Below are 25413 nucleotides of genomic sequence, written 5' to 3' on the forward strand. Positions count from 1 at the left end.
CTGGACTATTCTTTGCCAGTATAAATGGGTAACTGCGTCATTTGCGGGACGCCTGCTGACGGCCCGATTTGTTCGAGCCACGAGCAGGACGTTCTCTTTGAATTCAACGGAAACAGCCCGGAGCAGCTCGTTACTGGACGATTTTACAAAGGTACCGTCGACGGTTTCGCCGACTTCGGCGTCTTCATCGACATCGGTGACCGCGTCACTGGCCTGCTTCACAAGAGCGAGTTGGACCAGCGGCTCGAAAGCCTCGACTGGGACCAAGGCGACACGGTCTTCGTCGAGGTCATCGGTGTGCGCGACAACGGCAACGTCGACCTCAGCTCGTCGATTCGTCAATCGGAACGCGAGTTCCGCGGCAAGCTGATTCAGGACGGTACCGACGTGCACCTCCCCAGTGAATCGAACGACGAAACCACGTCGGACGAATCGGAATCGAATTCCGAATCCGCGTCCGAACACGAAGCCGCGTCCGAACACGAAGCCGCGTCCGAACACGAAGCCGCGTCCGAACACGAAGCCACGTCCGAACACGAATCCGCATCCGAATCGGAACAGCCGGCGACGACCGACGGTTCCGGGAACGCGGTCGGAGGCGCTACCGTCTCCTCCCAAACGGAACAGCCTGAACGCGTCCAGATCGAAACGCTGGGCGACCGAGTCGGCGACAGCGTTCGAATCGAGGGCGAAATCGTGAGCGCGAGCCAGACGAGCGGCCCGACGGTGTTCGAACTCCGTGACGAAACCGCGGTCGTGGACTGCGCCGCGTTCAAGGAGGCAGGCGTTCGTGCCTACCCCGAAGTCGATACCGGCGACATCGCCCGATTGGTCGGCGAGGTCGAACTCCGTAACAACGAACTCCAAGTCGAGACCGAGCACCTCGAAGCCCTCACCGAAGAGGAGGAGGCGACCGTCGAGGACCGACTGGCACAGGCGCTCGAAGACGAGGCCCGTCCCGAAGACGTCGAACCGCTCGCCGACGACTCTGCCGTCGAAGCCATTCACGGGGACGTCCGTGACGCCGCCGGTGCAATCCGCCGCGCGGTCATCGAATCCCGCCCCGTTATCGTCCGACACAACGCGAGCGCGGAGGGCTACGTGGCCGGAGCGGCCATCGAACGTGCCGTCCTCCCGCTCGTGCGCGACGAACACGCACGAAGTGACGCCCAGTATCACTACTTCGACCGCCGACCGCTCGAAGACGGTTTCTACGACATGCAGGACGCGACGAAGGACGCGACCATGATGCTCGACAACCGCGAGCGCCACGACGAGAAACTGCCCCTCTTCGTCCTCATCGATGCCGGAAGCACCGTCGAATCGAGCGACGGACTCTCGCTCCTCGACATCTACGGTGCGCCCCACGTCGTCATCGACACGCACTACCCGGACGACGAAGTCGCCCAAACCGCCGACGTCGTCGTCAACCCGTTCCTCGGCGACTCGGGCGACGACGTGACCGCGGGTGTCCTCGGTGCGAACGTCGCGGCCCACGTCAACGACGAGGTGCGCGACGACGTTTCCCACCTCCCCGCAGTCAGCTACTGGGAGGACACCCCGTCCGAATACACCGACCTCGCGACGGATGCGGGCTACGACGAAGACCACGTTACGGCCCTGCGCGAGGCAGTCGCGCTGGAAGCCTACTACCAGTCCTACGAGGACAAGCGCGAACTCATCACCGACCTGCTGTTCGAGCACGCGAAGCGCGACCTCGCCGAGCACGTCAGCGAGCAGTTCTGCACGAAGCTCGAAAACGAACTCGACACCGCCGAGCCGAACCTCACGGTTCGCGGCGCGAACGGCGTCACCTTCACTGTCCTCGACACCGAGGCGTACACCCACCGCTTCGACTTCCCATCGACGGCCGTGCTCCTCGACGCGCTCCACCGCCGCGACATGACGGGACAACCCGGTGACCAGAACGTCACCCTCGGTCTCGCCGACGACGAGGTTCACATCCGAAGCGACGGGGAAATCAACGTCCGCGACATCGCCGAGGACGTCGAGGACCGCGCACCGGAAGCCGGAATCGTCCCCGTCGGCACGCGCGACGGCAAGTTCGAATTCCTCCGCGGCGAGCGCGACGAAGCGCTCGACGCCGTCATCGAAGCCGTCAGCGCGAAGCTGAACTGAACGCGACGCTGATCGGAACTTCTCGGTTTTCTTCTCTTTGAACGATTTTTCCGGCGATACGTTGGATTTCGGTGAGAACGAGCGTCCGGATGAGCGGGTAGTCCCTCACTTTGTAAGCGGATTATTGTCCCGGTAGGTGAGTATCACGCCGACTGCCAGCAACCCGAGGACCACGTAATTGTCACCGATGTCAATACCACGATAGGTTAGGAGGATTCCGTAAACCCCACCGACCCAGAGAGCCAGCGCGGAGGCGACTGCAGGAACCGACTGATCATCGAGCACCTGGTGTGCGCCATAGACGATTACTGCGGCCATGAGGAAATACGCGAGCGTTGTGGATACGTCCCTGCCCGAGACGGCAGAATAGATGGCGAGTATGACCATACCCATCAGGAGACCGAGAGTTGTCAGCCGACTCAGGTTCTGCATACTGGACTCGTTCTCTTCAACCATGCTTCAACTCTCCCTCGTTTGTCACAAATAGCTACTGATTGGACCGTTCTCCTTCGGAACCGCAGTCTATCGATTTCCCTGTTTGGGTTCCTACTCGTCGTGTTTCCGTCCGAGGAGCAACTTCCCCGGAACTGTCCTGTACCGTCTCGTATATCATCTCGACCGTCTCCGTATCGAAGTCCGTAGCACGGGTTCCGGCGGACAGTAGCGATGCCGCAGTCTCGATGGATAGCGTCGCGAGGTCGAACCGTCGCTGCAAAATCGACTGTGACTTCGAAACGGATTGAACGTTCGCGAGCGGAACGATGAACTCGCTGTGAACCAAGATTCCGTTTCGGACCGCGAGATAGTCGTCGTCGATGGCGACGCCGCGATATCGCCACTGGACGTGTGCAGCGACGAGTGCAAACGGTACGCCGACGAGGGGAAGTAGCCACGGGACGGTGGACCCGCTCCACACGAACTGTGCGGCGTAGAGGAGGAAAGAGAGCAGTACGAGGGCGATGAGATACCGAGTCGCCAGGCGGCGTCGCATACGCTTCGGTGGGCGCTCGAACTCCGGGTCGTCGTGGTCGGGAATCGTCCTCGCAACCTCCTCGACTTCCGACCGATTCCCCAGCGGGATGACCGGTGTCCGAGCGGGCCAGATGTCGAAATCGGCCGCACCCGCGGATTCGACGGTCAACCGTGCGAATCCGAAGGCGTTCTGTAGGGGGTTCGTGGAGATTCGCAACAGTTGCATGTTATCCAGCGGAATGTCGTTCGAATAGTGCCAGACGAGTCCGCCGGACTGATGGATTTCCCTGTCCCGAAACTCGACGGACGTGTCGTGGAATTCGAGCACGGACTGTATCACTCCCACTACCCACGCGCCGACGACCGTTGCCCCACCGACGACGAGGAATTTCTCGACGGTGAAGTGTCCGTTGACCAGCGACGCGGGTAACGTCGGGGTGAGGAAATCCGATAGCCACGCCGGACTGAAGATGATAGACATCGCGACCGAAATCGAGAGGAAGAGGTGTTTCGGATGCGATGACAGGACGCTTCGAGCGAACAGCATTCCCGAACGAAGTCGATAGAGTTTCTCCTTTTCGTCCTCCGTCGAGACCGTACTTCCGTTCCTCAGACGGTCTTGAATTCGTTCAGCCTCTTCGATACCGACGTAGCGCAACTCCAGTTCGCTTTCTTTACTGCTCCCCGCCGTTTCACACGAGACGTTCGCGATTCCGAGGAACGAATCCAATCCGTTCTGAACGACGCTCGATTCCTGGATTCGGTCGTACGGAATCACGCGATGTTGTCTGTCGAAGATACCGGATTCCGTCTCTACTGCGGTGTCCTCCAAACGATAGGAGACGAAATACCATCGTATTCCTTCACGCACGACGTAAATCAGGACGTAGCACAGGGCGAACCCGACGATATAGGTGAGCGGTGTGTCTTTGTAATTATACAGTCCGAAACCGACGGCGAAAATCAGGGGATGGATTTTTAGTCGGTCTATCGTTCCTCGGAGGACACTGTACGGGTGTAATCTCACACAGTGTCACCTCGGATGACGTCGCTCGCCTCGGAGAGCGATTCGTCCGAGCGATTTTCCTCGCGGAGGCTCAGGATTCGACTGCGGAGTTCGTTGGCGCGTTGCGGTCGAAGCCCCGGGAGCAGTAGATTCGAACGGCGCGACCCGGCCGTGTGAATCATGATGCTCGCTAACCCAACGGCTTGTTCGAGAACACCACGGTTGATGTCGATGTGTTGAATGCGGTCTATCGGAACGTAGGTCTCCCGTCGACGCACCACTCCGTGTTTGATCGTCACTCCGTCTTCGTCTACGGCAAAGCGCCACGCTCTGTATCGAATTGGCGGTACGAGGAGGGCGACCACGAGCATACAGAGAACGATTGGTATCGGACTCCAGACTGGAACGATGGTGGAATGTAAGGCGATTATCCCGGCGATGATTCCACCGATCAATCCCGCTCCAACCGTTTTCGTGAACCAAACGTAGCGGACTTTCTTTTGTAACGATTCCATCCGTTATATCAATGGATTATACTGTCTTCGAATTTAAAATGACCATCATCGATTTCGATACGCCACCTCCGAACCCGTATCCGTAGACGACACGCTTATCCGCCCGAACCAACCAAATATCACGTAATGAGTACCGAGACGCCGGACGCCACGGAGACGGAGGCGTTCGAGCAGGTTTGCGAGGAACTGATCGACCGCATCCTCGCGGGCGAGGTCGAGCGCGACGACGTAGAGAGCGCCAAGCTCAACGCCTGTTCGGAGTTCTCCGCGCCGAAAGTGCCGAAGAACTCCGAGATTCTCGACCACGCGCCGGACGAGCGCCGCGAGGAACTGGAAGCCGTGCTTCGGCGCAAACCGGTCCGCACCGCGTCGGGCGTCTCGCCCATCGCAATCATGACCAGCCCGGAGCAGTGCCCGCACGGCAAATGTCTCTACTGCCCGGGCGGCCCGTCCTCCGAGTTCTCCTCATCCCAGAGCTACACCGGTCACGAACCCGCGGCGGCCCGCGGCGTGCAGAACGACTACGATCCGTACGGGCAGGTCACGCTCCGCTTGGAACAACTGCGACAGATCGGTCACCCCGTCGATAAGGTCGAACTCATCCTGATGGGCGGGACGATGACCGCTCGGAGCCACGACTATCAGGAATGGTTCGTCAAGCGCGCGCTGGAGGCGATGAACGACTACGACGTGAACAAGGAACCCGAACCGGCGGAGGGTGAGAGCTTCGCTCAGAGCCCCGAGGAGCACGACTTCCGCTATCTGGAGGACGTCATCGCGGAGAACGAGACGGGTGACATCCGCAACATCGGGACGACGTTCGAGACGAAGCCGGACTGGTGTGACCCCGAGCAGATAAACCGGATGCTCGATTTGGGTGGCACGAAAGTCGAGGTCGGCGTCCAGACCACCTTCGAGCGTATCAACCGCGAGATGCACCGTGGGCACGGCGCACAGGCGTCCATCGAGGCCAACCAGCGCCTCCGCGATTCGGCGTTCAAGGTCGGATTCCACATGATGCCCGGCCAACCCGGCATGTCCAAGCGGATGTGCGTGGAGGACTTCCGCCGAATCTTCGAGGACGAGAAGTGGAAGCCGGACTACCTCAAGATCTATCCGACGCTGGTCGTCCGCGGCACCGCGACCTACGACTGGTGGTACAAGGGCGAGTTCGAACCGCTCCGCAACGAGGAGGCGGCCGAACTCGTCGCCGAAATCAAGTCGATGATTCCCAAGTACGTCCGCCTCCAGCGCGTCCAGCGCGACATTCCGGCGGACTTCATCGACGGCGGCGTGTGGAAGTCCAACCTCCGTCAACTCGCACGCCAGCGGATGGAAGAACACGGGTGGACCTGCGATTGCATCCGCTGCCGCGAGGTCGGCATGAACGACGAGGAACCCGAGAACGTCGAACTCGACGTCATGACCTACGAGGCGGCAGGCGGCACGGAGCACTTCATCAGCTTCGAGGACTTCGCCGAGCGGCGCTCGGCTGATAGCCGGATTGCATCCGGCGACTTTGAAAAGGACCTCCTGCTGGGCTTCTGCCGACTTCGCTTCCCCGGCGACCCCGTGCGGCGCGAACTCGACAACGCCGCGCTTGTCCGCGAACTCCACGTCTACGGCAGCGAAGTGACCGTGGGTGCGGCGAGCGAGGCCACCCAGCACCAGCACCGTGGTTACGGACGAAAACTCATCGCCAAGGCCGAGGAACTCGCCGCCGACGCGGGCTACGACAAGGTCAGCGTCATCTCCGGAATCGGCGCACGCGAGTACTACCGTAATAAACTCGGCTATCATCAGGACGGGCCGTACGTGAGCAAGCAGATTTGATCGGCTAAAAAAGGAACACGCTCAGTCCTGCATCGGCACGGATTGGACGTCGTACTGCTCGCCGATGGTTTTCAACTCGTCCAGCATGTCTCGTTCTTCACGGAGATTTTTCTCGAGGAGGTCGGCGGCTTCGTCGTGCCCCAGCGTGTCGGCCATGAACATCAGGTTGCCGTACGTCGCGATTTCGAGGTGCTCGAGCTTTTCAGCGATTCCCTTGTCGAACAGGTTCCGGAGTTCCTGATCCGGATTCCCGTCGACGAACTCCTCGTGGTCCTCCATGAGGGCGTCGAGTGCACGGAGTTGCTTTCTCTTGGCCGGTTCGCCGATGTGGTCGAACACGTTTTGGAGTCGCTCGACGTGTCGTTTCGTTTCGCCCCGATGCTCCTCGAACGCGTTTTGAAGTTCGCCATCGTTGACCTCTGTCGCCAGTTCGTCCAGCGCGTCGAACAGTTCGTTTTCGACGTAGTACATCTCCTTCAGCCCCTCGTAAAAGAGGTCGTCGAGTGAATCTCCGGTCATGGTAAGTCGACATTGGTACGACTACAACAACGGCCCTAAGCTTTGCCGTGCCCGCGGCGAGTTACCGACGACTCCGCGAACCGTTCCCATTGCGAGCCAAGTTGCACAGATTTAAGACGGAGAAACGAAAATGGACATATGCCGGTATGCGACGCTTTTCTCGTCGTATGTTGGCAACTCAACTGGGACTGTGCGCTTCGTCGCGTGGGAACTGGTCGGACCCACATCGGCTTCCGGAAGCCACCACCCCACCATCCGTCTCGTCTCTCCGTCGTCTCCACCCTTTGCAAACCTAAATCGAAACGTCGTCTTCTACGCGGAACCATTATTTCAGCTGTACTGCCACTATAACTGAGATACTGTCTTATCGACGAATCGAGAAGGTTCAGTACGCGGATCGGTCAATACTTTCGTCTGCCGTACTTTCCGACGTTTACCACGATAAAAATAAAAAACGGAGCAGTCCGTCTATTCGTCTTCAGCGAGAACGAAAATTGCGGGGAGTCGTCTCACTCCGTTCGACTCCTCCCGGTCAATTATTCGTCCTCGGTCTTGATATCCGCCGAGAGACCCTGTGCCATCTCGATGTCCTTCGAGTTGTTGAGGGTCCACGCCGTGCGTTCGGTGACGGCTTCGATGGATTCACGGGCGCTCGGGTAGCCGTTGCCGGACTTCTTCACGCCGCCGAACGGGAGTTGGACCTCCGCGCCGATGCACGGAAGGTTACCGTAGGCGAGGCCGATTTCCGCGTTGTCGCGGAAGTAGTTGACTTGACGGTAGTCCTCGCTGATGATTGCGCCGGCCAATCCGTAGGGCGTGTCGTTGTGGATTTCGACTGCCTCTTCGATGTCACCCGAATAGCTCATCAGAGCGACGTGGGGACCGAAGACCTCCTCGTGGATACAGCGCAGGTCGGGGCTGTAATCGACTTCGTAGACAAACGGACCGACCCAGTAGCCGTCCTCGAAGCCGTCCGGAATCTCCTCGTCGTCGAGTTCCTCGCGGTCGACGAGAACCTCGGCACCCTCGTCCTTGGCGAGTTGGTTGTACTTGCCGAACTTCTCGACCTGTTCCTCGTTGACCATCGGCCCCATGAAGGTGTTCTCGTCGAGCGGGTCGCCGACGGAGACTTCCTTCGCGGTTTCGACGTAGCGCTCCTTGAACTCGTCGTACACGTCCTCGTGGACGATGAGGCGCTCGCTGGAGACACAGCGCTGGCCCGTCGTCTTGAACGAGGACATGATGGCGCTGTGAACAGCGACGTCGAGGTCCGCTTCCTCCGTGACGACGATGCCGTTCTTGCCACCCATCTCACAGGCCGCGAGTTTGCCGGGTTCGCCGCCGACCTTGCCCGCGATCTTGTGACCGACTTCGGATGAACCGGTGAACAGGACGGTGTCGACGCGCTCGTCCTCGACGATGGCGTTTCCGGCGTCACCGAAGCCTTGGACCATGTTGAACACGCCGTCCGGGATGCCGGCGTCCTCGAACATCTCGGCGATGATCTGACCGCACCACGGCGTTTGCTCGGCTGGCTTCCAGACGACCGTGTTCCCCTCGACCAGCGCGATGGCCATGTGCCAGAACGGGATGGCGACCGGGAAGTTCCACGGGGAGATGCAGCCGATGATGCCCCGCGGCTTGCGGCGCATGTAGGCGTCCTTGCTCGGAATCTCGCTCGGGACGAGGTCACCGTGCGGGTGTCGAGCGTTGCCTGCGGCCCACTCGACCATGTGCGCGGCCTCGACAACGTCGGCTTTCCCTTCCGAGATCTCTTTCCCACATTCCTTCGTGATGACTTCGCCGAGTTCGTCGGTTCGCTCTCGGAGCTCGTGGTAGATGTCCCACAGGTACTCCGCGCGGTTGATGTACGAAAGCTCGCGCCACTCGTCCTTCGCTTCCTCCGCGGCGTCGAGGGCGGTTTCGATGTCCTCGGGTGTTCCGCGGTGGAACTCGCCGAGCGATTCCTTCGTCGCCGGGTTGACGCTCTCGAACGTTTCGTCGCCCGCCCCGTCGCGCCACTCACCGTCGATGTAGTGACTGTAAACCTGCTCGCTGGCTTGTTGACTCATGTTGTACTCGGTAAAATTTGACGCGGCACCTTAAAAAAGACTCTTACTTGGAGAGCACACCGACGGGCGGTTCAGGGGAACACGAGAGAAATCCAAGCCGCTATTCGTCCTCTCCACGCCAGTAGTCCACTTCTCCGTCGAGCGGGAAGTAGCCGCTCAACGTTCTCCCCTCGTGTTTTCCGGGTGCGGTCCCGGCGAATATACCCATCTTCCCCGAATCGGGATACACCGAAACGTCGGGTTCGCGCATGGTCGAAAAACAGAGGTAGCGAAGCGTCCCCTCGGAGTCGTTGATGACGCGGCGGGCGTACTCCTCCCCGACTGGGAACGCGACGTAATCGCCCGCTTCGAGACTCCGTTCGTCGTCCTCGATTCGGAGCGTTCCCTCGCCGTCGAGGACGAAAACCGCCTCTTCGTTTCCGGTGTGATAGTGGTACGGCCACGATTTCTTCCCCGGCGGGAGTTCGTACAGACTACAGCCCAACCGCTGGCCGCCTGCCGCACCACCGAGTTGCTTGCGGCGGATCTGAAAGTCGGTGCCGTGTGATTGCTCGTCCCAGTCGAGGGCGGATTCGTTGACGATTTGGGGTCGCCCGTCGGTCATGCTCGACTAATCACAAACGATTGATAAATAGTCACCGGCGAGCGATTAGCCGCTCTCGGCCTCTTCCCTGTCGGCGAGCTTTTCGATCTCACCTTTGACGCTCGCGGCGTCGAAATCGTGGTCGGGACGCATGTTCACGAAGTCGAGGAACTCGCGTGCGGCGAGCAACTCCTCCGGAGAATAGTGCTCGTTGGCGGCCAGCACCGCGTCACGAGCGCCAATGAGCGGCGTCAGCGACGCCAGCGCGCACGCGAGGTCGTACGAACGGGCCTCGTCGATTCGCTCCTCGTTGACGCTCGTCGCGTCGATGAAGTATATCTCTCCGTCCGCGACGAGGACGTTCTCCCCGCGCAGGTCACCGTGTGCGAGGTTGTGTTCGTGCATCCGGGCGAGCGCGCCGAACAGGTCGGGGGCGTACTTGCGCACGTCCGATTCGGGAATCCCCTCGAACGTCTCGAAAGAGGGCAGGTACTCCATGACCAACACGCCGAGGTCGTCGTATTCGAACGCCTCTATCGGTGCCGGGACGTTCAACCCGATTTCTCGCATCTTCTTCGTTGCTTCTAGCTCGTGTTCCGCCATCTCGTCCGGCCCGGCGAAATGTTCGAAAAATCCCTCGGTGCCGCTGCTGAACGCGCCCAGATTCCGCACGCTGGTGAAGAGCGCGTGAACGAGCGAGTTCTGGTCGGTCGTGATCTTGACGAACCACTCGTCGTCCACCACACAGGGCGTCGAGAGCCAGTTGTCGGCGTCGATGAACTCGACGCGAACTTCCTCGCGGTCGTATCGCTCCGCGATCTCTCGAATGACTGCCTCGATACGCGGCCACTCGATCGTCCCACGTACCAGTCGCCGGATACCCATTGGAGTCCGGTTCGTCCCCATCGTTGATAAACTCACTCACCGTCAGGGAGGTTTCATTTTACCTGCTTTCCCCTCGTTCGCTCCGCTCACGAGGGACCAGTCGAAGACATTATAGCGAAACCCGCGCAAAAATTGCGTATGGATTTCAATCTCCCCGACGAACACAGGATGGTACGCGACACCGTCCGGGAGTTTTGTGACGAGGAAATCGAACCTATCGCACAGGAAATCGAGAGCGAACACCGCTTCCCCGCGGAGGTCTTCGACGAACTCGCCGCTCTCGACATGATGGGCGTTCCCATCAGCGAGGAGTACGGCGGACTCGGCGGCGACCAGTTGATGTACGCGCTCGTCACCGAGGAGTTGGGCCGGGTGTCCGGATCCATCGGCCTCTCGTATGCTGCACACATCTCGCTGGCATCGAAACCCATCGAGCTGTTCGGCACCGAAGAACAGAAAGAACGGTGGTTGACGCCGCTCGCGGAGGGCGACTACCTCGGTTCGTGGGCGCTCACGGAACCCGGATCCGGATCCGACGCGAGCGACATGGACACGACGGCTGAAAAGGACGGCGACGAGTGGGTGCTCGACGGCACGAAGCAGTTCATCACCAACGCCAGCGAGGCGGGAAGCGTCCTGGTGAAGGCCGTCACCGACTCCGATGCAGGCTACGGCGGCATCTCGACGTTCATCGTTGATCCCGAGGAGGACGACGGCTTCGAGGTCACGACCGTCTGGGACAAGATGGGACTCAACGCCTCGCCGACCTGTGAAATACAGTTCACCGACTGCCGGATTCCCGAGGACCGCCTGCTCGGCGAGGAGGGCGAGGGCTGGGAGCAGACCAAGAAGACGCTCGACGGCGGCCGAATCAGCATCGCCGCGCTCTCGACCGGCATCGCACAGGGTGCCTACGAGGCGGCCCACCGGTACAGCCAGGAGCGCGAGCAGTTCGGCAAGCCGATCTCGAAGTTCGACGCCATCCGCAACAAGATCGTGGACATGGACCGCAAGATCGAGCGTTCGCGCCTGCTGACCCACAAAGCGGCGTGCAAGTACGACGAAGGCTACTCCGTTTCCCACGAGAGTGCGCTGGCAAAACTCGACGCCAGCGAGTCGGCTCGAAAGGTCTCCGAGGACGCCGTACAGGTGCTCGGCGGCTACGGCTACACCGAGGACTTCGCCCCGCAGCGGTTCCTGCGTGACGCGAAACTGATGGAAATCGGCGAAGGGACCAGCGAGATTCAGCACCTCGTCATCGGACGGGAACTGGGACTGTAAGCCGAGAAAAAATCCTCGTCGGAAGCCTTTTTACTCTCACCAAACCCCCCACGAGAACATCGTCCAGACGCCGACCACGAGGACGATGAACGACACCAATCGCTGGAGCATAATGCGCGTATCGCTGAACTCGATGTCTCCTTTCGCGCCGTATCGCACTCGCATCTGGTGTCGTGCCATCGCACGGGGTTTCAACACGTTCAACGCGCCGATGGCGACGAACGCGACCATGAAGAGGGTGAAGAATGCGGGAGGCATATCGCCACGATTCTCGTTCCGGGGCATAAGCTTGTGGGTGAACTGAACACTCTTTCGTGTGAACAGCGGACGCTGTAGTAAAAGAAGAACTCAGTACGTCGGACTCTCTTCCCGTTCCCCGTCGCGTTTGTTCACGACGCGGGCGAGGATGAACAGCGCGTCCGATAGCCGGTTCAGGTACGTCACGGCGTTCTCGTTGATCTCCTCCTCGCTTGCCAGTGCAACTGCGCGACGTTCGGCGCGGCGGCAGACGGCGCGGGCGTGGTGGAGTTCCGCCCCCGATTCGCTGCCACCGGGGAGGATGAACGACGTGAGGGGGTCCAGTTCCTCGTCGTAGGCGTCCATCCACGATTCGAGCAGGTCGGCGTGTTCGGCGCTCACCTGCGGGTCGTCCTCGTCGGGTTCCGGGTTGGCCAAGTCGGCCTGCACGATGTGGAGGTGGTTCTGGATTTCGTGGAGGTGTTCGTCCACGTCGTCGTGTCCCGTCGGTCGACAGCGACCGATGAGGGCGTTCACCTCGTCCACCGTCCCGTAGGCCTCGATTCGCGGGCTGGCTTTCGAGACGCGGGACATGTTCTGCAGGTCGGTCTGCCCCGCGTCGCCGCGACCGGTGTAGATCTTCATACGATCGATTGCTCCACGTACTCGACGATCTTTTCACTCTCGGCCATCGTGACGCCCGAATCCTCGTTCACGAGCACCGGCACGCCGCGCTGACCGCTGACGCGTTTGACCTCGTTCCGCTTCGAGTGGAGCGCTTCGACCCACTCCGTCTCGTACTCGATGTTCGCCTCATCGAGCGCGTCGTGGACCTTCTGACAGAACGGACAGCCATCGAGCGAGTACAGCGTTATCGAACTCATATCGCAACGATGGGGCGCGAGCGTAAAGTAAGCTACCGTCTCGGAGACTACAACGGACTTCGAAAGCCTCCGGCCGGTCGCGAAGTTGCTTCGTATCCGCAAACGCGAGTACCCCGAATTTTAAATACCGAAACGGGACCACTCCGGCGCAATGGAGGTGCTCGGAACCGGACTCCTACTGCGTCCATCGACGACGATGACCACGCTCGCGTTCGTCTTCGGCGGGATCGTTGTCGGTACGATAAGCGGGCTTACACCGGGAATTCACGTCAACAACCTCGCGCTCTTGCTGGCGTCGGTGGCAGGGTCGATAGCCGGACCGCCGAAACTGGTCGGTGCGGCGATACTCGCGGCGGGGGTCGTCCACTCGTTTCTGGACGTGGTTCCGTCGCTGGCGCTCGGGGTCCCGGACCCGGTGATGGCGGCGGGGGCGCTCCCCGGTCATCGGTTGGTCATCGAAGGCCAAGGCAGGGAGGCGCTTCGGCTCTCGGCGCTGGGGAGCGGGTTGGCGGTGGCGTTCGCGGTGCCGCTGGCGATTCCGGTCACGACGGCGATGACGGATGCCTACCCGCTGGTTCGGAACCATCTCCCGTTCTTTCTCGTCGGAATCACGGCGTTTCTCGTGCTCACGGAACCGACGACTCGCGGGAAAGTCGGTGGCCTCGTCGTCTTCTGCACGAGTGCCGTGCTCGGTATCCTGGCCCTTCCGCTCTCACCATCGGCACCTCTCGGTATCGGCGGGGTACTCACGCCGTTGTTTGCGGGGTTGTTCGGCGCGCCGGTGCTCGTAGACGCGATGAATGGAGCGGGGGTTCCGCCACAGGCCGAAGCAACGCTCACGATGACCCATCGGGCAATCGCCGTAACCGCACTCGCGGGTGCGTTCGCCGGTGGAATCGTCGGATATCTCCCCGGCGTGTCGAGCGCGATAGCGGCCGTCATCGCGCTGGCACTGGTCCCCCGAAGAACCGAAGCACGTGGATTCATCGTGGCGACTAGCGGCGTCAACACCGCGAACACCATCTTCGCGCTTTTCGCGCTCGTCTCGCTCGGAACGCCGCGAACAGGCGTGATGGTCGCCCTGCGCGAGACGAACGCGCCGCTCGACCTGCCGGTGCTTCTCGCCAGCGTCGCCATCGCGGGTGTCGTCGGGTTCGTCCTCGTCCTCGTTCTCGGCGACACCTACCTCGAAGCGGTCGGTCGGCTGAACTACCGACGGCTCTCCATCGGTATCCTCTGTCTGCTGATCGCGGCGTCGTTCCTGTTCGCGGGCGTCGTCGGTGTCGGTCTCTTCGTTTGCAGTGCCATCCTCGGTTGCCTGCCACCGCGATTGGGGTGCCGACGGGTCCATCTCATGGGGGTGTTGCTCGGCCCGCTCATCGTCGGCGTGTAACCACGAAGCATTTACGCACCTGCTGTCAATTTGAGGTCATGATCCCTCTGTTCGGTCCCGTCCCGGGCGGCATGGAGTTGATCGTCATCTTCATCATGGCAATCTTGCTGTTCGGCGTTCCATTGACCATCTTCGGAGGAATATTCGTGCTCCACCGACGGTCACAAGAGCAGGTATCCGAACTGAGAGACGAGGTCGACGAACTGCGAACGGAACTCGAAACGCGGGAACGAGAACGAGAACGAGAGTAGAAGTGACCGAGTTCGGTGACCGCCGTGGGCTACTCCCCGTTCATGATATCGAGGCAGGCGCCGACGAACGTGTTCTGCACCGCGAACGCTTCGCCGTCGAGCGCGACGGCGGTACCGCAAAGCTCGCCGTGCGTGAAGTGCATCTCGATGGCGTCGTCGAAACAACGGATGGTACAGCTCAGCGATCCGTGATTGTAGAGGTCTTCCTGATGCGATTTCTCGATGGCTTCGAGTCGCATGTCGCGGCGTACGTCGGCACGCTCCTGTTCGTCGTAAGCGTCGGCGACGTCGTCACGGATGTAGAGCAGTTCGCAGGAATCGGCATCGTAGTAGAGAACGCTTCGAAGAAGGTCCCCGACGTGCTCCTGTAGATACGTAACGAGTTCTTTGGATTCCGTAGCTGTATGAGACATAATAACTATCCGTCTCCACGTTCGCTAACGAAAGACATGAATCTTCCCGGGATTATCTTCGCTGAAAACTAGACTCCGAAATCGGAGGACAGGTCGGTGACGAGACGCTCTTGGAACGATTCCCGAATCCGATGGCTCGGTTCGGCGTCCGTGAGCACTTCAATGACCTGCGTCCCGGTGCTATCGAGGGAATCCGAAAACGCGTCACGGAATTCGGAACGCGTCTCCACGCGCTGGAAATCGAGGTCATAGAGGTCGCCAGTCGCGGCGTAATCGAGTCCGTGTGGCGTCCGGAACTGCCCGGAAAATGGCGGGTCGAACGATTCGATGGGAAGCATGTGGAAGATGCCACCGCCGTCGTTGTTGATTTCGACGATGGTCGCGTCCACTCCACAGCGGTCGAGTGCGAGCAGTCCGTTCATGTCGTGGTAGTACGCGATGTCGCCGGTGACGAGGACGAGAGGGTCGTCCGTCGCGCTCCCCGCGCCGAGTGCAGAGCTGATGATGCCGTCGATACCGCTTGCACCGCGATTTCCGAGGACGGTCACGTCGGCCGACCGCGGGCGGGCAAAGCGGTCCAAATCCCGGACCGGCATGCTGTTGGACACGAACAGCGTCGCCGGATCCGGAACGAGTCGCGAGACATCGGCGAGCACGCCGCCCTCGAAATGCTCCTCCGTTTCCGCGAGTAGCGACCGGTGGGCGGAATCCGCACGCTCGAACCGTGCCCTCCACTCGTCGTTCCCTCCATTTTCTCCGTCTTCGAGTTCGTCGGCGAGTCGCCGAGCGAGGCGCGTCGGGTCGGCGACGACGAGGTCCGTCGCGGTGAACGAGGCTTCACGCCATCCGCCCGCCGAGTCCACGACGAACTGCTGGGTTTCGACGCGTTCGAGATACTGACGAAGGGTCTTCGAAGTCGGGGATGCGCCGAACCGAAGAACCACGTCCGGGTCGGGCCATTCGTCGGTCACGTCCGGCACGAGATACGAATCGTAGCCGCCGACGATGGGCCGGTCGTGGCCGAACCGGTGCCCCGACAGCGGGTCGGCGAGCACGGGAAAGCCGGTCGCATCGGCCAGCGTTTCCAATTCGTCACGGCCCGGTGTCGGCGCGTCGGCGGGGCCGACGACGAGCAGGCCGCGTTCCGCGTCGCCCACCGACTCGGCGAGTCGGGAGAGCGCGGCGGAATCGAGTTCGGGAACGCCCTGTGAGAGGTGAACGAACGGCCCGTCACGCCCCTCGGCCGCGAGCGGTTCGTCGTCCGCGAACGAGTCGGGAACGTCCCCAGCGACGTCGGTCGGTTCGAGGGGTTTTCGGAACGGGAAGTTGAGATGCACCGGTCCCGGCGGTGTTCCGGTCGTCGAACCGAGGGCGCGGGCGGCCGTCGTGCGAAGGTAGCGCAGTTTCCTCGGGGTGGCTTCCGGTTCGGCGACGTCGGCGTACCAACGAACGGCGTCGCCGTAGAGTTTCTCCTGGTCTACGGTCTGGTTCGCGCCGCTATCGCGGAGCTCCGGCGGTCGGTCCGCCGTGCAGACGAGCAACGGGACCCGTGCTCGGTCGGCCTCGATGACGGCCGGGTGGAAGTTCGCCGCCGCCGTTCCCGAGGTGCAGACGATGGGGGTCGGCTTGCCGGTGCGCTTCGCTCGCCCGAGCGCGAAGAAGGCCGCCGAGCGCTCGTCCAAATGGGAGAACACCTCGATATCGTCGTGCAGGGCGAACGCGACGGTCAACGGCGTCGACCGACTACCGGGAGAGAGACAGACGGAATCGACCCCACCAGCGGCCAACTCGTCCACGAACGTTTCGGCCCACAGCGTGTTTCGGTTCGGATAGGTCATTCGAGTTCGTTCAAAATCGGCAGGAATTTCAACTGCACTTCGTCCCATTCCGCTTCGGGTTCGCTATCGGCGACGATGCCGTTTCCGGCGAACAGGGTGACACGGTCGTTGGCTGCGACACCGGAACGCAGGCCGACGGCGAATTCGCCGTCCCCGTCGGCGTCGAACCAGCCGACCGGCGAGGCGTACCAGCCACGGTCGAACCCTTCCGTCTCACGAATCGTTCGCATCGCGTCTTCCAGCGGAAGCCCGCCGACCGCGGGAGTCGGATGGAGAGCTTCGACGACCGAGAGAACGTGTTCGCCGTCGCCGATATCCGCCGAAATCGGCGTCTGTAGGTGTTGAATGGTCGAGAGTCGCTTGAGTCGTCGCTCGCCGACCGAAACGGACGACGCGAGGGGTTCGAGCCGCTCACGGATGGTTTCGGCGACGAGTTCGTGTTCCTCCCGAACCTTCTCGCTGTCCGCGAGCGAAGTCGCGAGTTCGTCGTCCTCCTCGGGTGTCTCGCCGCGGCCGATGGATCCGGCGAGCGCTTCCGTCTCGACCGTCCCACCGCGAAGGGAGACGAGGCGTTCCGGCGGCGCGCCGAAAAACCCGCCCGACGACGTGGGTTGCACGAGGAATCGATAACACTCCGGATAGGACGTTCGAAGCCGTTCGAGGATGTCCGGAACGATGACCGATTCGCCGAGTTCGACCTCCAGCGCGGTCGCGATGACCACCTTCTTTAGCTGGCCACCCTGGATCCGATCCGTCGCGCGGCGTATCTGGGAACACCATTCCTCCCGCGAGGTGATGGGGGTCGTGGACTCGATTCCCGGCGATTCACCACGGGGGCGCATCGTCGGTAGCGTCTCGATTTCCGCCTGCATCTCGGTGAGCGTTTCCTCGGCAGTCGCTGTTTCGGGGGCGGAAACCGAGAGCCACGTCTCGGTTTCCGTACGCGTCAGTTGGACGTGTGGCAGAACGAATTCCGCACTTGGAAAACCGTCCCACGGCGGTTCCGGTTGGTGTTCGGTATCGAACGAAAACCCGCCGAACAGGCGCGGACGCGTCGCGTCCGGCCCGTCGTCGGTATCGACAGAATCGAAGAGATCGGTCGCTTGGCTGCGAACCGCGTCGAACCGCCCTCCACCAGTGGCAGTGATGCGCGCGACTGCGCCAGTCGCGGCGATTTCGAGACCGTCCGGAGAAGTCCAGTAGAGGCGTGGAGCCGCCTGTCCCGCGAGAAAGGAGCGGAACGAAACGTCGGGTACTCTGCACGTTCGGGTTACGAGCGGCGAACCCGCCGACAGTTGACCGTCACGGTGCGGTGGCATTTAGTGACAACTCGGGAGCGGTGACCCTTCAGCCTAACTATATCGCTCCTCGTTCCACGGGTTTGCGGTGTTAGAGTAACCGCGTTTCTCCCAGTATCCACGTTCGGGTTCAGTGAGGAACTCGACCCCATCGACCCATTTGGCCCCTTTGTACGCGTACTTGTGTGGCGTGACGACGCGAAGCGGTCCACCGTGTTCGCGGGGGAGCGCCTCGCCGTCGTACTCCCAGACGAACAGCACTTCGTCGCGCATGCAGTCCTCGAACGGGAGGTTCGTGGTGTAGCCGTCGAGTGCGGAAAACATCACGTGAACCACGTCATCGTCCACACCGGCCAGTTCCGCGAGCGTCGGGAACGTGACGCCGGTGAACTCACAATCGAACTTGCTCCAGCCGGTGACACAGTGGAAGTCCTGCGTTTGTGTCTCGTTCGATAGGTCACGGAACTCCTCCCACGAGAACGCCAGTTCGGTTTCGACCGCCCCCGTCACCGAAAACTCCCACGTCTCCGGGTCCCAGTCCGGCGTTGACCCCTTCGAGAGGACCGGAAACTTGTTCGTCTTCCGTTGCCCCGGCGGCAATCGCTTCCCGTCGAACTCCCGGTGGAGCTCCGTCTTGTCCGTCGTACTCATGGAGCGAACTCGGGTCGCTGGAAACGTAGATGTACCGACTGCGGTCAACGTCGGATGTACCGACTGCGTCCAGCGTCGAGTGTACGCGTGGGTTGGCGGAGGGTAATCCAGATATCTTCGCCCAACGTGACCCTGTGGCTCGGTACGGACCGAGTAACAAAAGTCGTCTATCGCAAACGATAGCTTCGTAACCGACCGCGGACGGCCGTCGTGTCGTCACTGACCGTCGTACGCGAGACGGCCAGGTACGAAATCGGTTCGACCTCGTCCCGAACGACCATCGGTTCGACGGCGGCGAAACCGAGACGAACAAGTTTTCGTTTCTTCGGTCCCATTCCCGACCGATCTTCGGAAGTAATGAAAAATATAAACAGATGTCGGAAAGTATAATTTGATAAAGGAAATTATTGTTTTCAATAGCTGTACTATCTGCCCCGTCAGACTTAAGAACACCCCTCCCGAAGCCCACAACTGTTCCAATGCCAAAGGTAGAGATTACCGTCCCAGAGCACCTCGAAATGCAAATCGCCCAAATGGTCGAACAAGGTGAGTTCGTCAACCGGGAGGAAGCTATCGAGGACTTGCTCGCAACTGGTCTCAAGGCATACAAGACCAGCGGACCGATGGACAACGATAGAGAACCGGGACTCGAAGACGAGGGGATGATGGGTCACGAGGACGAGTACGTCTTCTAGCGGGCGTTTCACCCCGATGTGTGAATAGTTCTCAGAAACTCTTAAACCGGCCAACTTCTAATGGCCCTGCATGCATAAGGATGAGCTTCTCGAGCTACACGAGCAGATGGTGACCATCATGGAGTATTTCCGTGAACAGGACGACGTCCCCGACGGCGCGTTCGACGCATACGATCAGCTCGACGTCGATCCCTCGCATGTCCACAAATCGAAGAGCGAGCACAAACACGCCGTCTTCGTTCTCGGCAACTCGCTCGCGGACGTGATGAGCGAAGACGAGTTCAGTGAAGCGGGCCGGATCGGCAAGCGCATGGAGGAGTTGGCCGACGACGCCGAGCAGAAGATCTGATTTTTCGGGCGTTATCGCGCGGTTATGCATCCCCGACGAGGGCCCCCCACTTGATGCGTGTATCCGACTAACCCGAAACTATTTGAGGAGGATTCCGTTTTGACGTATTATGGACGCGCGCACAGTCGAGCAGATATCCCAGTGGGATTCTCGTCCCTTTTCCGGTGGGTTCGAGACGCTCCACACGCTTGCCGACGAGGAATTTTCCGGTGCGGTCGACGCGGGCGGCGCGTGGCTGTTCATGTTGAACGGCCGCGTCATTGGCGTATTTGACGGCACTATCGATTCGTTCGAGGATGCAGACGGGACGCTGTTCGACGCCCCTCACCCTTCGCTTCCGCTGTTGTTCAGCATGAAGGAGCGAGGCGGAAAGACACAGGCGAAATACTACACGAACGACACACCGCTGAAGGAGGCGAGCGAAACGCTCGCATCGAACAAGTTCACTGGGTACATCGAACTCAGTGAAAACGTTCTCAGCGGCGATTACTACGTGGTGTACCACGGTGGACGGTCGATGAGCGCCGCGTACGTCGGTCAGAGCGAGCAACTGTACACCGGCGACGAGGCGCTTTCCCGCGCCAACGACGAGGTCGGGATTTACGAAGTCGTCGCGGCCGACGTGAACGTCATCGACCTGCCGGAGATCGAGGAATCGGAGCCGAAACCGGATCCTGAGCCAGTCGCGACACCGGAATCGGAACCAGTCTCAACACCGACACCGGAATCTACCTCGACCTCGGAACCGGCGGAAACGAACGAACCGGAGACGCCACCGGAAGGGTCCGCACAGTCCTCCCCCGGCACGCCGGAACGGGCTGAAGGAACGGGGTCGTCGACGGAGGCGGAGGCCGTTCAACCCTCTTCGGTGGAGATGGAGCAGTCGCCGACCGAGGCGGACGCACGACCAGCCCAGTCCGCACACTCGACGCCGAACGCGTCGAGTTCCGGGGGCGCTGGAAACGACGGCGGCGCGGAAAGCGCCGCAGGTACGGGAGCATCCGATCCGCTCTCGGACGAACAGCAGTGGCGGGAGACCACGACCATTCCGTCGCTCGACCCCGACAAGAGCAGCTCCGCGAAGTCGCACGACGTGGGTGTCAAACAGCGTCGTCCGACGCGAAAACCTCCGCAACAACGGTCACAGAGCCGTTCGACATCTGGCAGGGCGAAGGAGGTCGAAGCCGAACTGACCGCGCGCGCCGAAAAGATCGAAACGTTGCAGTCGAAACTCGCCCGAGCCGAATCGGAGCGTGACGAACTGAAAGCGGAACGCGACCGACTGAAAGAACGGGTCGAGGAACTGCAAGACGAACTCGAAACGCTCCGTGAGAAGGGTCCGGGTATCACTGCCGAACGACAGCTGACGCCGGAACAAGCGCTGGCGCAGACGAACTTCTTCGTTCGCTACGGGTCGAAAGCCAAAGGGACGCTGGCCGACGCGGCGGCGGGTGATGCCAGCCGCGAGACCATCGAGTCGAACCTGCAACTCGAACATCACACGCAGTTCGACGCGGAGGGCATCGCGGTCGATGGGCAGGAGTTCGAGGCGTTCCTCCACGATTCGATGGAGTATACGTTCGTCTCGTGGCTTGTCGTCGACCTCCTGTACGAAATCATCGAGACGGGTCATCAGCGCGGGCTCGGTGACCTGTTCGAAGCGATTCAGGAGATCGATCGGATCGAACTCCACGGCAATCTGGTGACGGAAGACGAGGAGGGCGAGGAGACCGAACTGACGTTCGACGTCATCCTCCGCGACCGGATGGGCAACCCGCTCGTCGTGGCGAACATCAACGACTCGCGCGACCCCGCGACGGGCGAGATGATGGGGTCCCTCGTCGATGCCGCGACGAGCGTCGCCAGCGTGAACGACGAACTCAGCGCGGCGTTCCAGGTGACGAAGAGCTTCTTCGAACCGGCCGCACTGGAGACGACGGAGGACGCAACCAGTGGCGGGCTGCTAACGCGAGAAAAAAGGGAGAGTTTCGTCAAGCTATCCCGAAAGCGGGGATATCATCTGTGTCTGGTCGAATCACGTAACGGTGAATTCCACTTGACGGTTCCAGAACTCTAGTTTTCGGCTTCCGCCTTCTCGCCGATCTTCATCGAGTCGAGCTTGGTCGTGATTTCGGAGAGTTTTTCGTCGAGTTCGGAGACGAACTCCTCCGTTCGGTCAGTCGTTATCGCGCCCTGGTTGGAGGGCGAGATGAGGTTTTCTTCTTCGAGAACTCGCAGCGAGTAGCGAACCTTGTGATGGGGGTATCCCGTCTCGTTCGACATCTTTACGATGCCGATCGGTTCACTCTCAATGACCATTTTCAGGACCTGCAAGTGGCGTTCCAGCATATCGACTTCCTTCTCCAGTCGATCTATCATGGCATGTGTTAACTTGTCTTAGAAGCTTTTAAAGGTTATTGTCCGCATCGCATGCCGAAGAGTAGAACGAAACTTTCTCTTGAGACAAGTTAACACTTCCGAATTCGTCGCGTGAATATCCCCGTCGCTGCTAGAATTGACGCGATTCGGACACCGAAATGATCACGTTCGTGTATCCTTTTGCTTCGAAGACCGTAATCGGTTTAGGAGGTGCGGGAGAAACCATCTTCGGTATGACCGTAACCATCGTGGGTTCGCAACTCGGCGACGAAGGCAAAGGTCGCGTCGTAGATCTCTACGGCGCGGCCGCTGACGTGGTCGCTCGCTATCAAGGCGGCGACAACGCAGGCCACACCGTCGTCGAGGGCGGCAACGAATACAAACTCTCCCTCGTTCCGAGCGGCGTCGTCCGAGGCAAGATCGGCGTTCTCGGCAACGGCTGTGTCGTCAACCCCGAGACGCTTTTCGACGAGATCGACACCCTCCGCGAACGTGGCCTCGAACCCGACGTTCGACTCGCCCGCAGAGCACACGTCATTCTCCCGTATCACCGCGTGCTCGACGGCATCGAGGAGGACGTGAAGAGCGATTCGGACCGTAAGGTGGGAACCACGGGACGGGGTATCGGCCCGACCTACGAGGACAAAGCCGGTCGGCGCGGTATCCGCGTCGGCGACCTGCTCGACGCCGAACTCCTCCGCGAGAAACTCGAATACGTCGTCCCCCAAAAACGAGCACTCGCCGAGAAGGTCTACGGCGTCGAGACCGGTGAGGCGTTCGACGTCGATGCGGTCCACGAGCAGTACCAGCGCTACGGCGAGCGCATGAAGGAAGAGAACATGACCGTCGAAGCTGGCGATTTCCTCGCCTCGCGTCTCGATGACGGCGACGAAATCATCTTCGAGGGCGCACAGGGTACCCTCATCGACATCGACCACGGTAACTATCCGTACGTCACCTCCTCGAACCCGACCGCGGGCGGTGCCGCGACGGGGACGGGCCTCAGCCCCGGTATCGTCGGGGACGGCGATGTTATCGGCATCGTGAAGGCGTATCTCACGCGCGTCGGGAGCGGCCCGCTTCCGACCGAACTCGGCGGCGTCGTCGGTGACACGCCCGACTACGACGAACAAGGGGCGGGCGAAAACGAGGACCTCGCCGAGTACATCCGCGAGGAGGGTGGCGAGTACGGTACCGTCACCGGCCGCCCGCGTCGGGTCGCGTGGCTCGACATGCCCATGCTCCGCCACGCCGCCCGCGCCAGCGGGTTCACCGGTCTCGCAGTCAATCACATCGACGTGTTGGCGGGTCTCGACGAGGTGAAAGTCGGATACAGCTACGATGTCGACGGCGAGGAGATATTCACGGTTCCCGCCACGACCGAACGCTGGGGTCGCTGTGAGCCGAACTTCCGTTCCTTCGGCGGTTGGCCGGAAGTGGACTGGAGCGAGGTTGCCGACGAGGGCTACGACGCGATTCCGGAGAACGCGCGGACCTACCTCGAATACATCAGCGACGAACTCGACGCGCCCGTCTACGCCGTCGGTGTCGGCCCAAGCAGGGAGGACACCGTCATCCTGAACCGCCCGTTCGAGTAACCGTTCCGAACCACGTGTCGAACGACTACGATATCGTTTCCGACACCCAACCGGTCGCGCCGTTCGGGTACGGCTGATTTTCGGCTCTCGGTTGCAGTTTTCCCGTTCCATCGACTGCCCGCACGACGACCTCGTGGGTTCCCGACGGTTTCCACTCGTACGTCCATTGCCGCCACACGTCGTCTCCCTTCAGCGGCTTCGACAGGCGTGCATCGTCCCAGGTCTCACCGCCGTCGGTCGATACCTCGACGCGCTCGATGCCGCGCGTTCCGGCGTAGGCGAGTCCACCGACCTGTTTTCGACCGTCCGAGAGCGTGTTCTCCACCCACAGTTTCGCCACGGTGGTGACCGGTCCCGTCCCGTGCCAACCTTTCTCCTCCCAGAAGCCTTCGGCTGGCTTGTCGAGAACCTCTATCTCAGTGAGCCACTTGACGTTGATCTCCCCCCAGTGGCCGGGAATCAGGGCGCGGACGGGATACCCGTGATTTCGCGGCAGGGAGAACCCGTTCATGCCGAACGCGAGCAGGCCGGTTTCGAGCGCGGCCAGCGGAAACTCCTCGTAGTAGCCGTCGGCCGCTCGGAGCATCACGCAGCCACAGTCGCCCTTCGGTTTCGCGCGTTCGATGACGTCCATCATCGGGACGGCCGTCCATATCGCGTTGTTCAGCAGATGGGCGTTCAACTGCTCGCCGACGCAGCGAAGCGTCTTGTAGACGTTCACCGACGACATCGACGTGAGGTCCGCATAATCGAGCCGCAGTTCCTTCTCCACGCTTCCCGTGACCGCGAGCGACCACTCCGTCTCGTTCACGTCCGGATTGAACGAGGAGATGTCCACCTCGTAGAATTCTTCCGTGCTGCTCACCAGCCCGGGAAGCCCCTCCACGTCGAGCGACTTCCGTTTGGCTTCCGCGAGCAGGTCCTCCACGGTTCGCATGTCGGGCATCCGCTTTTTCTTCCCGCTACCCATCCCCTTACTCGACGACCGATTGGACTGGTCGGTGTGACCCTCCGGCGGCGTTCGCTCCGGTAGTTTTCGAGGCTGACCGGTCCGCCGCGACCCGAGCAGATAGCCCGCGATACCGACGCCGAGCGCGCCGACCAACGACCCGAGCACTCGTCGTCGTCCCGTGTCGAACGCCGGGTTTCCGACCGGTACGCTGGCGATTCCCACGACGATTCCGATGCCGAGTGCAGAGCCGAGCGCGGGCACGAATGCCCCGGTCAGTACGGTTGCGGTACCCCACGCAAGCACCCCGGCGAGAAGAACGCTGACGAACCCGCTGGTCCTCCCCGCCCGCCGCCCGACGACGAGTCCGACGAACGCGCCGAGTGCGAACAGCAGTATCGTGAGCATCAGTGCTACCGCGAACGCCAGCTTATCGCCGACTTCACCGAGTGTTTGGATGGAAAACGCGATGAGCTCCGGTGGCGTGACCTCGATGATGAACGCATTCACCGGTGCGGCGACGAAGTCCGGCGTGTTCCCGGTGACCGCGTACGAACCGGCGACCCCAGCACTCCCTGCGAGCAGCGCGACGAGCGCATCGCGCCCCGTCGAATGAGCCATTTTCTCCCCTCGTGAAACTACGGCCGGAACGACGATAGCGTTCGTGGGTGGA

Annotated in this window: 26 protein-coding genes; 9 read left to right on the forward strand and 17 right to left on the reverse strand. The window is 61.1% G+C overall.

Going from position 1 to position 25413, the window contains the following annotated elements:
• The first annotated feature begins 24 nt into the window (after positions 1 to 24).
• Positions 25 to 2139 (forward strand): DHH family phosphoesterase, encoded by a 2115-nt coding sequence (locus NKF26_RS05205; RefSeq protein WP_253234057.1) that lies wholly within the window; start codon positions 25 to 27, stop codon positions 2137 to 2139.
• A 105-nt stretch (positions 2140 to 2244) separates the two neighbouring features.
• Here NKF26_RS05205 and NKF26_RS05210 read toward each other — a convergent pair whose 3' ends face one another.
• From NKF26_RS05210 to NKF26_RS05220, 3 genes are read right to left on the reverse strand one after another with little or no spacing between them, the layout of a single operon-like run.
• Entirely contained in the window at positions 2245 to 2595 is a 351-nt protein-coding gene (locus NKF26_RS05210; RefSeq protein ID WP_253227174.1) for a hypothetical protein, read from the reverse strand.
• Positions 2596 to 2626: 31 nt separating this feature from the next.
• Positions 2627 to 4138, reverse strand: coding sequence for a PH domain-containing protein (locus NKF26_RS05215; protein ID WP_253234058.1), 1512 nt, complete (start codon positions 4136 to 4138; stop codon positions 2627 to 2629).
• Positions 4135 to 4632, reverse strand: coding sequence for a PH domain-containing protein (locus tag NKF26_RS05220; protein WP_253234059.1), 498 nt, complete (start codon positions 4630 to 4632; stop codon positions 4135 to 4137). Before NKF26_RS05220 ends, NKF26_RS05215 begins: the two co-directional genes overlap by 4 nt.
• Positions 4633 to 4758: 126 nt before the next feature.
• On the opposite strand from NKF26_RS05220, the gene NKF26_RS05225 reads away from it, so the two are divergent.
• A complete protein-coding gene (locus NKF26_RS05225; protein WP_253227177.1) occupies positions 4759 to 6465 on the forward strand; it encodes a tRNA uridine(34) 5-carboxymethylaminomethyl modification radical SAM/GNAT enzyme Elp3 in 1707 nt (568 codons plus the stop codon).
• Positions 6466 to 6486: 21 nt separating this feature from the next.
• On the opposite strand, the gene NKF26_RS05230 is transcribed toward NKF26_RS05225, so the two are convergent.
• The 4 genes from NKF26_RS05230 to NKF26_RS05245 form a co-directional block, all read right to left on the reverse strand.
• Positions 6487 to 6984, reverse strand: coding sequence for a ferritin-like domain-containing protein (locus NKF26_RS05230; protein WP_253234060.1), 498 nt, complete (start codon positions 6982 to 6984; stop codon positions 6487 to 6489).
• A 536-nt stretch (positions 6985 to 7520) separates the two neighbouring features.
• Complete coding sequence (locus NKF26_RS05235) at positions 7521 to 9056, reverse strand: aldehyde dehydrogenase family protein (protein WP_253234061.1); 1536 nt, start codon at positions 9054 to 9056, stop codon at positions 7521 to 7523.
• A gap of 100 nt (positions 9057 to 9156) precedes the next feature.
• Positions 9157 to 9660, reverse strand: a complete 504-nt coding sequence (locus tag NKF26_RS05240; protein WP_253227180.1) for a cupin domain-containing protein — start codon at positions 9658 to 9660, stop codon at positions 9157 to 9159.
• 45 nt (positions 9661 to 9705) lie between these two features.
• Positions 9706 to 10524 carry an RIO1 family regulatory kinase/ATPase gene (locus NKF26_RS05245; protein ID WP_253227181.1) on the reverse strand — a complete coding sequence of 273 codons (819 nt, stop codon included), beginning with the start codon at positions 10522 to 10524 and terminating at the stop codon, positions 9706 to 9708.
• Positions 10525 to 10662: 138 nt separating this feature from the next.
• Here NKF26_RS05245 and NKF26_RS05250 point away from each other — a divergent pair, with 138 nt between their 5' ends.
• A complete protein-coding gene (locus NKF26_RS05250; protein ID WP_253227182.1) occupies positions 10663 to 11805 on the forward strand; it encodes an acyl-CoA dehydrogenase family protein in 1143 nt (380 codons plus the stop codon).
• A 36-nt stretch (positions 11806 to 11841) separates the two neighbouring features.
• On the opposite strand, the gene NKF26_RS05255 is transcribed toward NKF26_RS05250, so the two are convergent.
• The 3 genes from NKF26_RS05255 to NKF26_RS05265 all read right to left on the reverse strand — a co-directional run bounded on the left by NKF26_RS05255 (position 11842) and on the right by NKF26_RS05265 (position 12926).
• Entirely contained in the window at positions 11842 to 12063 is a 222-nt protein-coding gene (locus NKF26_RS05255; protein ID WP_253227183.1) for a hypothetical protein, read from the reverse strand.
• Between the two features lie 90 nt (positions 12064 to 12153).
• Positions 12154 to 12687 carry a cob(I)yrinic acid a,c-diamide adenosyltransferase gene (locus tag NKF26_RS05260; RefSeq protein WP_253227184.1) on the reverse strand — a complete coding sequence of 178 codons (534 nt, stop codon included), beginning with the start codon at positions 12685 to 12687 and terminating at the stop codon, positions 12154 to 12156.
• Complete coding sequence (locus NKF26_RS05265) at positions 12684 to 12926, reverse strand: glutathione S-transferase N-terminal domain-containing protein (protein ID WP_253227185.1); 243 nt, start codon at positions 12924 to 12926, stop codon at positions 12684 to 12686. The genes NKF26_RS05260 and NKF26_RS05265 overlap by 4 nt, the downstream gene beginning before the upstream one ends.
• Positions 12927 to 13077: 151 nt before the next feature.
• Here NKF26_RS05265 and NKF26_RS05270 point away from each other — a divergent pair, with 151 nt between their 5' ends.
• On the forward strand, positions 13078 to 14319 hold the full coding sequence (locus NKF26_RS05270; RefSeq protein WP_253227186.1) for a tripartite tricarboxylate transporter permease: 1242 nt from the start codon (positions 13078 to 13080) through the stop codon (positions 14317 to 14319).
• Positions 14320 to 14357: 38 nt separating this feature from the next.
• Positions 14358 to 14570, forward strand: a complete 213-nt coding sequence (locus NKF26_RS05275) for a hypothetical protein (RefSeq protein ID WP_253227187.1) — start codon at positions 14358 to 14360, stop codon at positions 14568 to 14570.
• 29 nt (positions 14571 to 14599) lie between these two features.
• On the opposite strand, the gene NKF26_RS05280 is transcribed toward NKF26_RS05275, so the two are convergent.
• The 5 genes from NKF26_RS05280 to NKF26_RS05300 all read right to left on the reverse strand — a co-directional run bounded on the left by NKF26_RS05280 (position 14600) and on the right by NKF26_RS05300 (position 19105).
• Positions 14600 to 14983 (reverse strand): hypothetical protein, encoded by a 384-nt coding sequence (locus NKF26_RS05280; RefSeq protein WP_253227188.1) that lies wholly within the window; start codon positions 14981 to 14983, stop codon positions 14600 to 14602.
• 68 nt (positions 14984 to 15051) lie between these two features.
• Entirely contained in the window at positions 15052 to 16821 is a 1770-nt protein-coding gene (menD, locus tag NKF26_RS05285) for a 2-succinyl-5-enolpyruvyl-6-hydroxy-3-cyclohexene-1-carboxylic-acid synthase (RefSeq protein WP_253227189.1), read from the reverse strand.
• Positions 16818 to 18140: an isochorismate synthase MenF gene (locus NKF26_RS05290; protein WP_253227190.1), complete on the reverse strand. Its 1323-nt coding sequence runs from the start codon at positions 18138 to 18140 to the stop codon at positions 16818 to 16820. Before NKF26_RS05290 ends, menD begins: the two co-directional genes overlap by 4 nt.
• A 33-nt stretch (positions 18141 to 18173) precedes the next feature.
• Complete coding sequence (locus NKF26_RS05295) at positions 18174 to 18770, reverse strand: sulfite oxidase-like oxidoreductase (protein WP_253227191.1); 597 nt, start codon at positions 18768 to 18770, stop codon at positions 18174 to 18176.
• A gap of 167 nt (positions 18771 to 18937) precedes the next feature.
• The gene (locus tag NKF26_RS05300; RefSeq protein WP_253227192.1) at positions 18938 to 19105 is read right to left on the reverse strand and encodes a hypothetical protein; all 168 of its coding nucleotides are present in this window, start codon (positions 19103 to 19105) and stop codon (positions 18938 to 18940) included.
• A gap of 144 nt (positions 19106 to 19249) precedes the next feature.
• Between NKF26_RS05300 and NKF26_RS05305 the strand changes: the two genes are divergently transcribed.
• The 3 genes from NKF26_RS05305 (at position 19250) to NKF26_RS05315 (ending at position 21891) form a co-directional block, all read left to right on the forward strand.
• Complete coding sequence (locus NKF26_RS05305) at positions 19250 to 19465, forward strand: ribbon-helix-helix domain-containing protein (RefSeq protein ID WP_066142210.1); 216 nt, start codon at positions 19250 to 19252, stop codon at positions 19463 to 19465.
• 70 nt (positions 19466 to 19535) lie between these two features.
• The gene (locus NKF26_RS05310) at positions 19536 to 19814 is read left to right on the forward strand and encodes a UPF0058 family protein (protein WP_066142214.1); all 279 of its coding nucleotides are present in this window, start codon (positions 19536 to 19538) and stop codon (positions 19812 to 19814) included.
• Positions 19815 to 19923: 109 nt separating this feature from the next.
• A complete protein-coding gene (locus NKF26_RS05315) occupies positions 19924 to 21891 on the forward strand; it encodes a hypothetical protein (protein WP_253234062.1) in 1968 nt (655 codons plus the stop codon).
• On the opposite strand, the gene NKF26_RS05320 is transcribed toward NKF26_RS05315, so the two are convergent.
• Positions 21888 to 22193, reverse strand: a complete 306-nt coding sequence (locus NKF26_RS05320) for a hypothetical protein (protein WP_066142221.1) — start codon at positions 22191 to 22193, stop codon at positions 21888 to 21890. The two genes, NKF26_RS05315 and NKF26_RS05320, sit on opposite strands and share 4 nt — an antisense overlap.
• A 233-nt stretch (positions 22194 to 22426) precedes the next feature.
• Between NKF26_RS05320 and NKF26_RS05325 the strand changes: the two genes are divergently transcribed.
• The gene (locus tag NKF26_RS05325; RefSeq protein ID WP_253227194.1) at positions 22427 to 23791 is read left to right on the forward strand and encodes an adenylosuccinate synthase; all 1365 of its coding nucleotides are present in this window, start codon (positions 22427 to 22429) and stop codon (positions 23789 to 23791) included.
• 25 nt (positions 23792 to 23816) lie between these two features.
• On the opposite strand, the gene NKF26_RS05330 is transcribed toward NKF26_RS05325, so the two are convergent.
• Positions 23817 to 25361, reverse strand: a complete 1545-nt coding sequence (locus NKF26_RS05330; protein WP_253227195.1) for a molybdopterin-dependent oxidoreductase — start codon at positions 25359 to 25361, stop codon at positions 23817 to 23819.
• Between the last annotated feature and the right edge of the window lie 52 nt (positions 25362 to 25413).

Source organism: Haladaptatus sp. AB618 (assembly GCF_024136965.1).
Classification (GTDB): Archaea; Halobacteriota; Halobacteria; order Halobacteriales; family Haladaptataceae; genus Haladaptatus.

What these genes read in the sequence shown, in the direction of transcription:
- NKF26_RS05315 (WP_253234062.1), top strand. Translation starts at nt 19,924, where the DNA reads ATGGACGCGCGCACAGTCGAGCAGATATCCCAGTGGGATTCTCGTCCC.
- NKF26_RS05280 (WP_253227188.1), bottom strand. Translation starts at nt 14,983, where the DNA reads ATGTCTCATACAGCTACGGAATCCAAAGAACTCGTTACGTATCTACAG.
- NKF26_RS05245 (WP_253227181.1), bottom strand. Translation starts at nt 10,524, where the DNA reads ATGGGTATCCGGCGACTGGTACGTGGGACGATCGAGTGGCCGCGTATC.
- NKF26_RS05250 (WP_253227182.1), top strand. Translation starts at nt 10,663, where the DNA reads ATGGATTTCAATCTCCCCGACGAACACAGGATGGTACGCGACACCGTC.
- NKF26_RS05265 (WP_253227185.1), bottom strand. Translation starts at nt 12,926, where the DNA reads ATGAGTTCGATAACGCTGTACTCGCTCGATGGCTGTCCGTTCTGTCAG.
- NKF26_RS05330 (WP_253227195.1), bottom strand. Translation starts at nt 25,361, where the DNA reads ATGGCTCATTCGACGGGGCGCGATGCGCTCGTCGCGCTGCTCGCAGGG.
- NKF26_RS05305 (WP_066142210.1), top strand. Translation starts at nt 19,250, where the DNA reads ATGCCAAAGGTAGAGATTACCGTCCCAGAGCACCTCGAAATGCAAATC.
- NKF26_RS05325 (WP_253227194.1), top strand. Translation starts at nt 22,427, where the DNA reads ATGACCGTAACCATCGTGGGTTCGCAACTCGGCGACGAAGGCAAAGGT.
- NKF26_RS05225 (WP_253227177.1), top strand. Translation starts at nt 4,759, where the DNA reads ATGAGTACCGAGACGCCGGACGCCACGGAGACGGAGGCGTTCGAGCAG.
- NKF26_RS05235 (WP_253234061.1), bottom strand. Translation starts at nt 9,056, where the DNA reads ATGAGTCAACAAGCCAGCGAGCAGGTTTACAGTCACTACATCGACGGT.
- NKF26_RS05210 (WP_253227174.1), bottom strand. Translation starts at nt 2,595, where the DNA reads ATGGTTGAAGAGAACGAGTCCAGTATGCAGAACCTGAGTCGGCTGACA.
- NKF26_RS05300 (WP_253227192.1), bottom strand. Translation starts at nt 19,105, where the DNA reads ATGGGACCGAAGAAACGAAAACTTGTTCGTCTCGGTTTCGCCGCCGTC.
- NKF26_RS05270 (WP_253227186.1), top strand. Translation starts at nt 13,078, where the DNA reads ATGGAGGTGCTCGGAACCGGACTCCTACTGCGTCCATCGACGACGATG.
- NKF26_RS05240 (WP_253227180.1), bottom strand. Translation starts at nt 9,660, where the DNA reads ATGACCGACGGGCGACCCCAAATCGTCAACGAATCCGCCCTCGACTGG.
- menD (WP_253227189.1), bottom strand. Translation starts at nt 16,821, where the DNA reads ATGACCTATCCGAACCGAAACACGCTGTGGGCCGAAACGTTCGTGGAC.
- NKF26_RS05310 (WP_066142214.1), top strand. Translation starts at nt 19,536, where the DNA reads ATGCATAAGGATGAGCTTCTCGAGCTACACGAGCAGATGGTGACCATC.
- NKF26_RS05230 (WP_253234060.1), bottom strand. Translation starts at nt 6,984, where the DNA reads ATGACCGGAGATTCACTCGACGACCTCTTTTACGAGGGGCTGAAGGAG.
- NKF26_RS05290 (WP_253227190.1), bottom strand. Translation starts at nt 18,140, where the DNA reads ATGCCACCGCACCGTGACGGTCAACTGTCGGCGGGTTCGCCGCTCGTA.
- NKF26_RS05255 (WP_253227183.1), bottom strand. Translation starts at nt 12,063, where the DNA reads ATGCCTCCCGCATTCTTCACCCTCTTCATGGTCGCGTTCGTCGCCATC.
- NKF26_RS05275 (WP_253227187.1), top strand. Translation starts at nt 14,358, where the DNA reads ATGATCCCTCTGTTCGGTCCCGTCCCGGGCGGCATGGAGTTGATCGTC.
- NKF26_RS05220 (WP_253234059.1), bottom strand. Translation starts at nt 4,632, where the DNA reads ATGGAATCGTTACAAAAGAAAGTCCGCTACGTTTGGTTCACGAAAACG.
- NKF26_RS05205 (WP_253234057.1), top strand. Translation starts at nt 25, where the DNA reads ATGGGTAACTGCGTCATTTGCGGGACGCCTGCTGACGGCCCGATTTGT.
- NKF26_RS05295 (WP_253227191.1), bottom strand. Translation starts at nt 18,770, where the DNA reads ATGAGTACGACGGACAAGACGGAGCTCCACCGGGAGTTCGACGGGAAG.
- NKF26_RS05260 (WP_253227184.1), bottom strand. Translation starts at nt 12,687, where the DNA reads ATGAAGATCTACACCGGTCGCGGCGACGCGGGGCAGACCGACCTGCAG.
- NKF26_RS05320 (WP_066142221.1), bottom strand. Translation starts at nt 22,193, where the DNA reads ATGATAGATCGACTGGAGAAGGAAGTCGATATGCTGGAACGCCACTTG.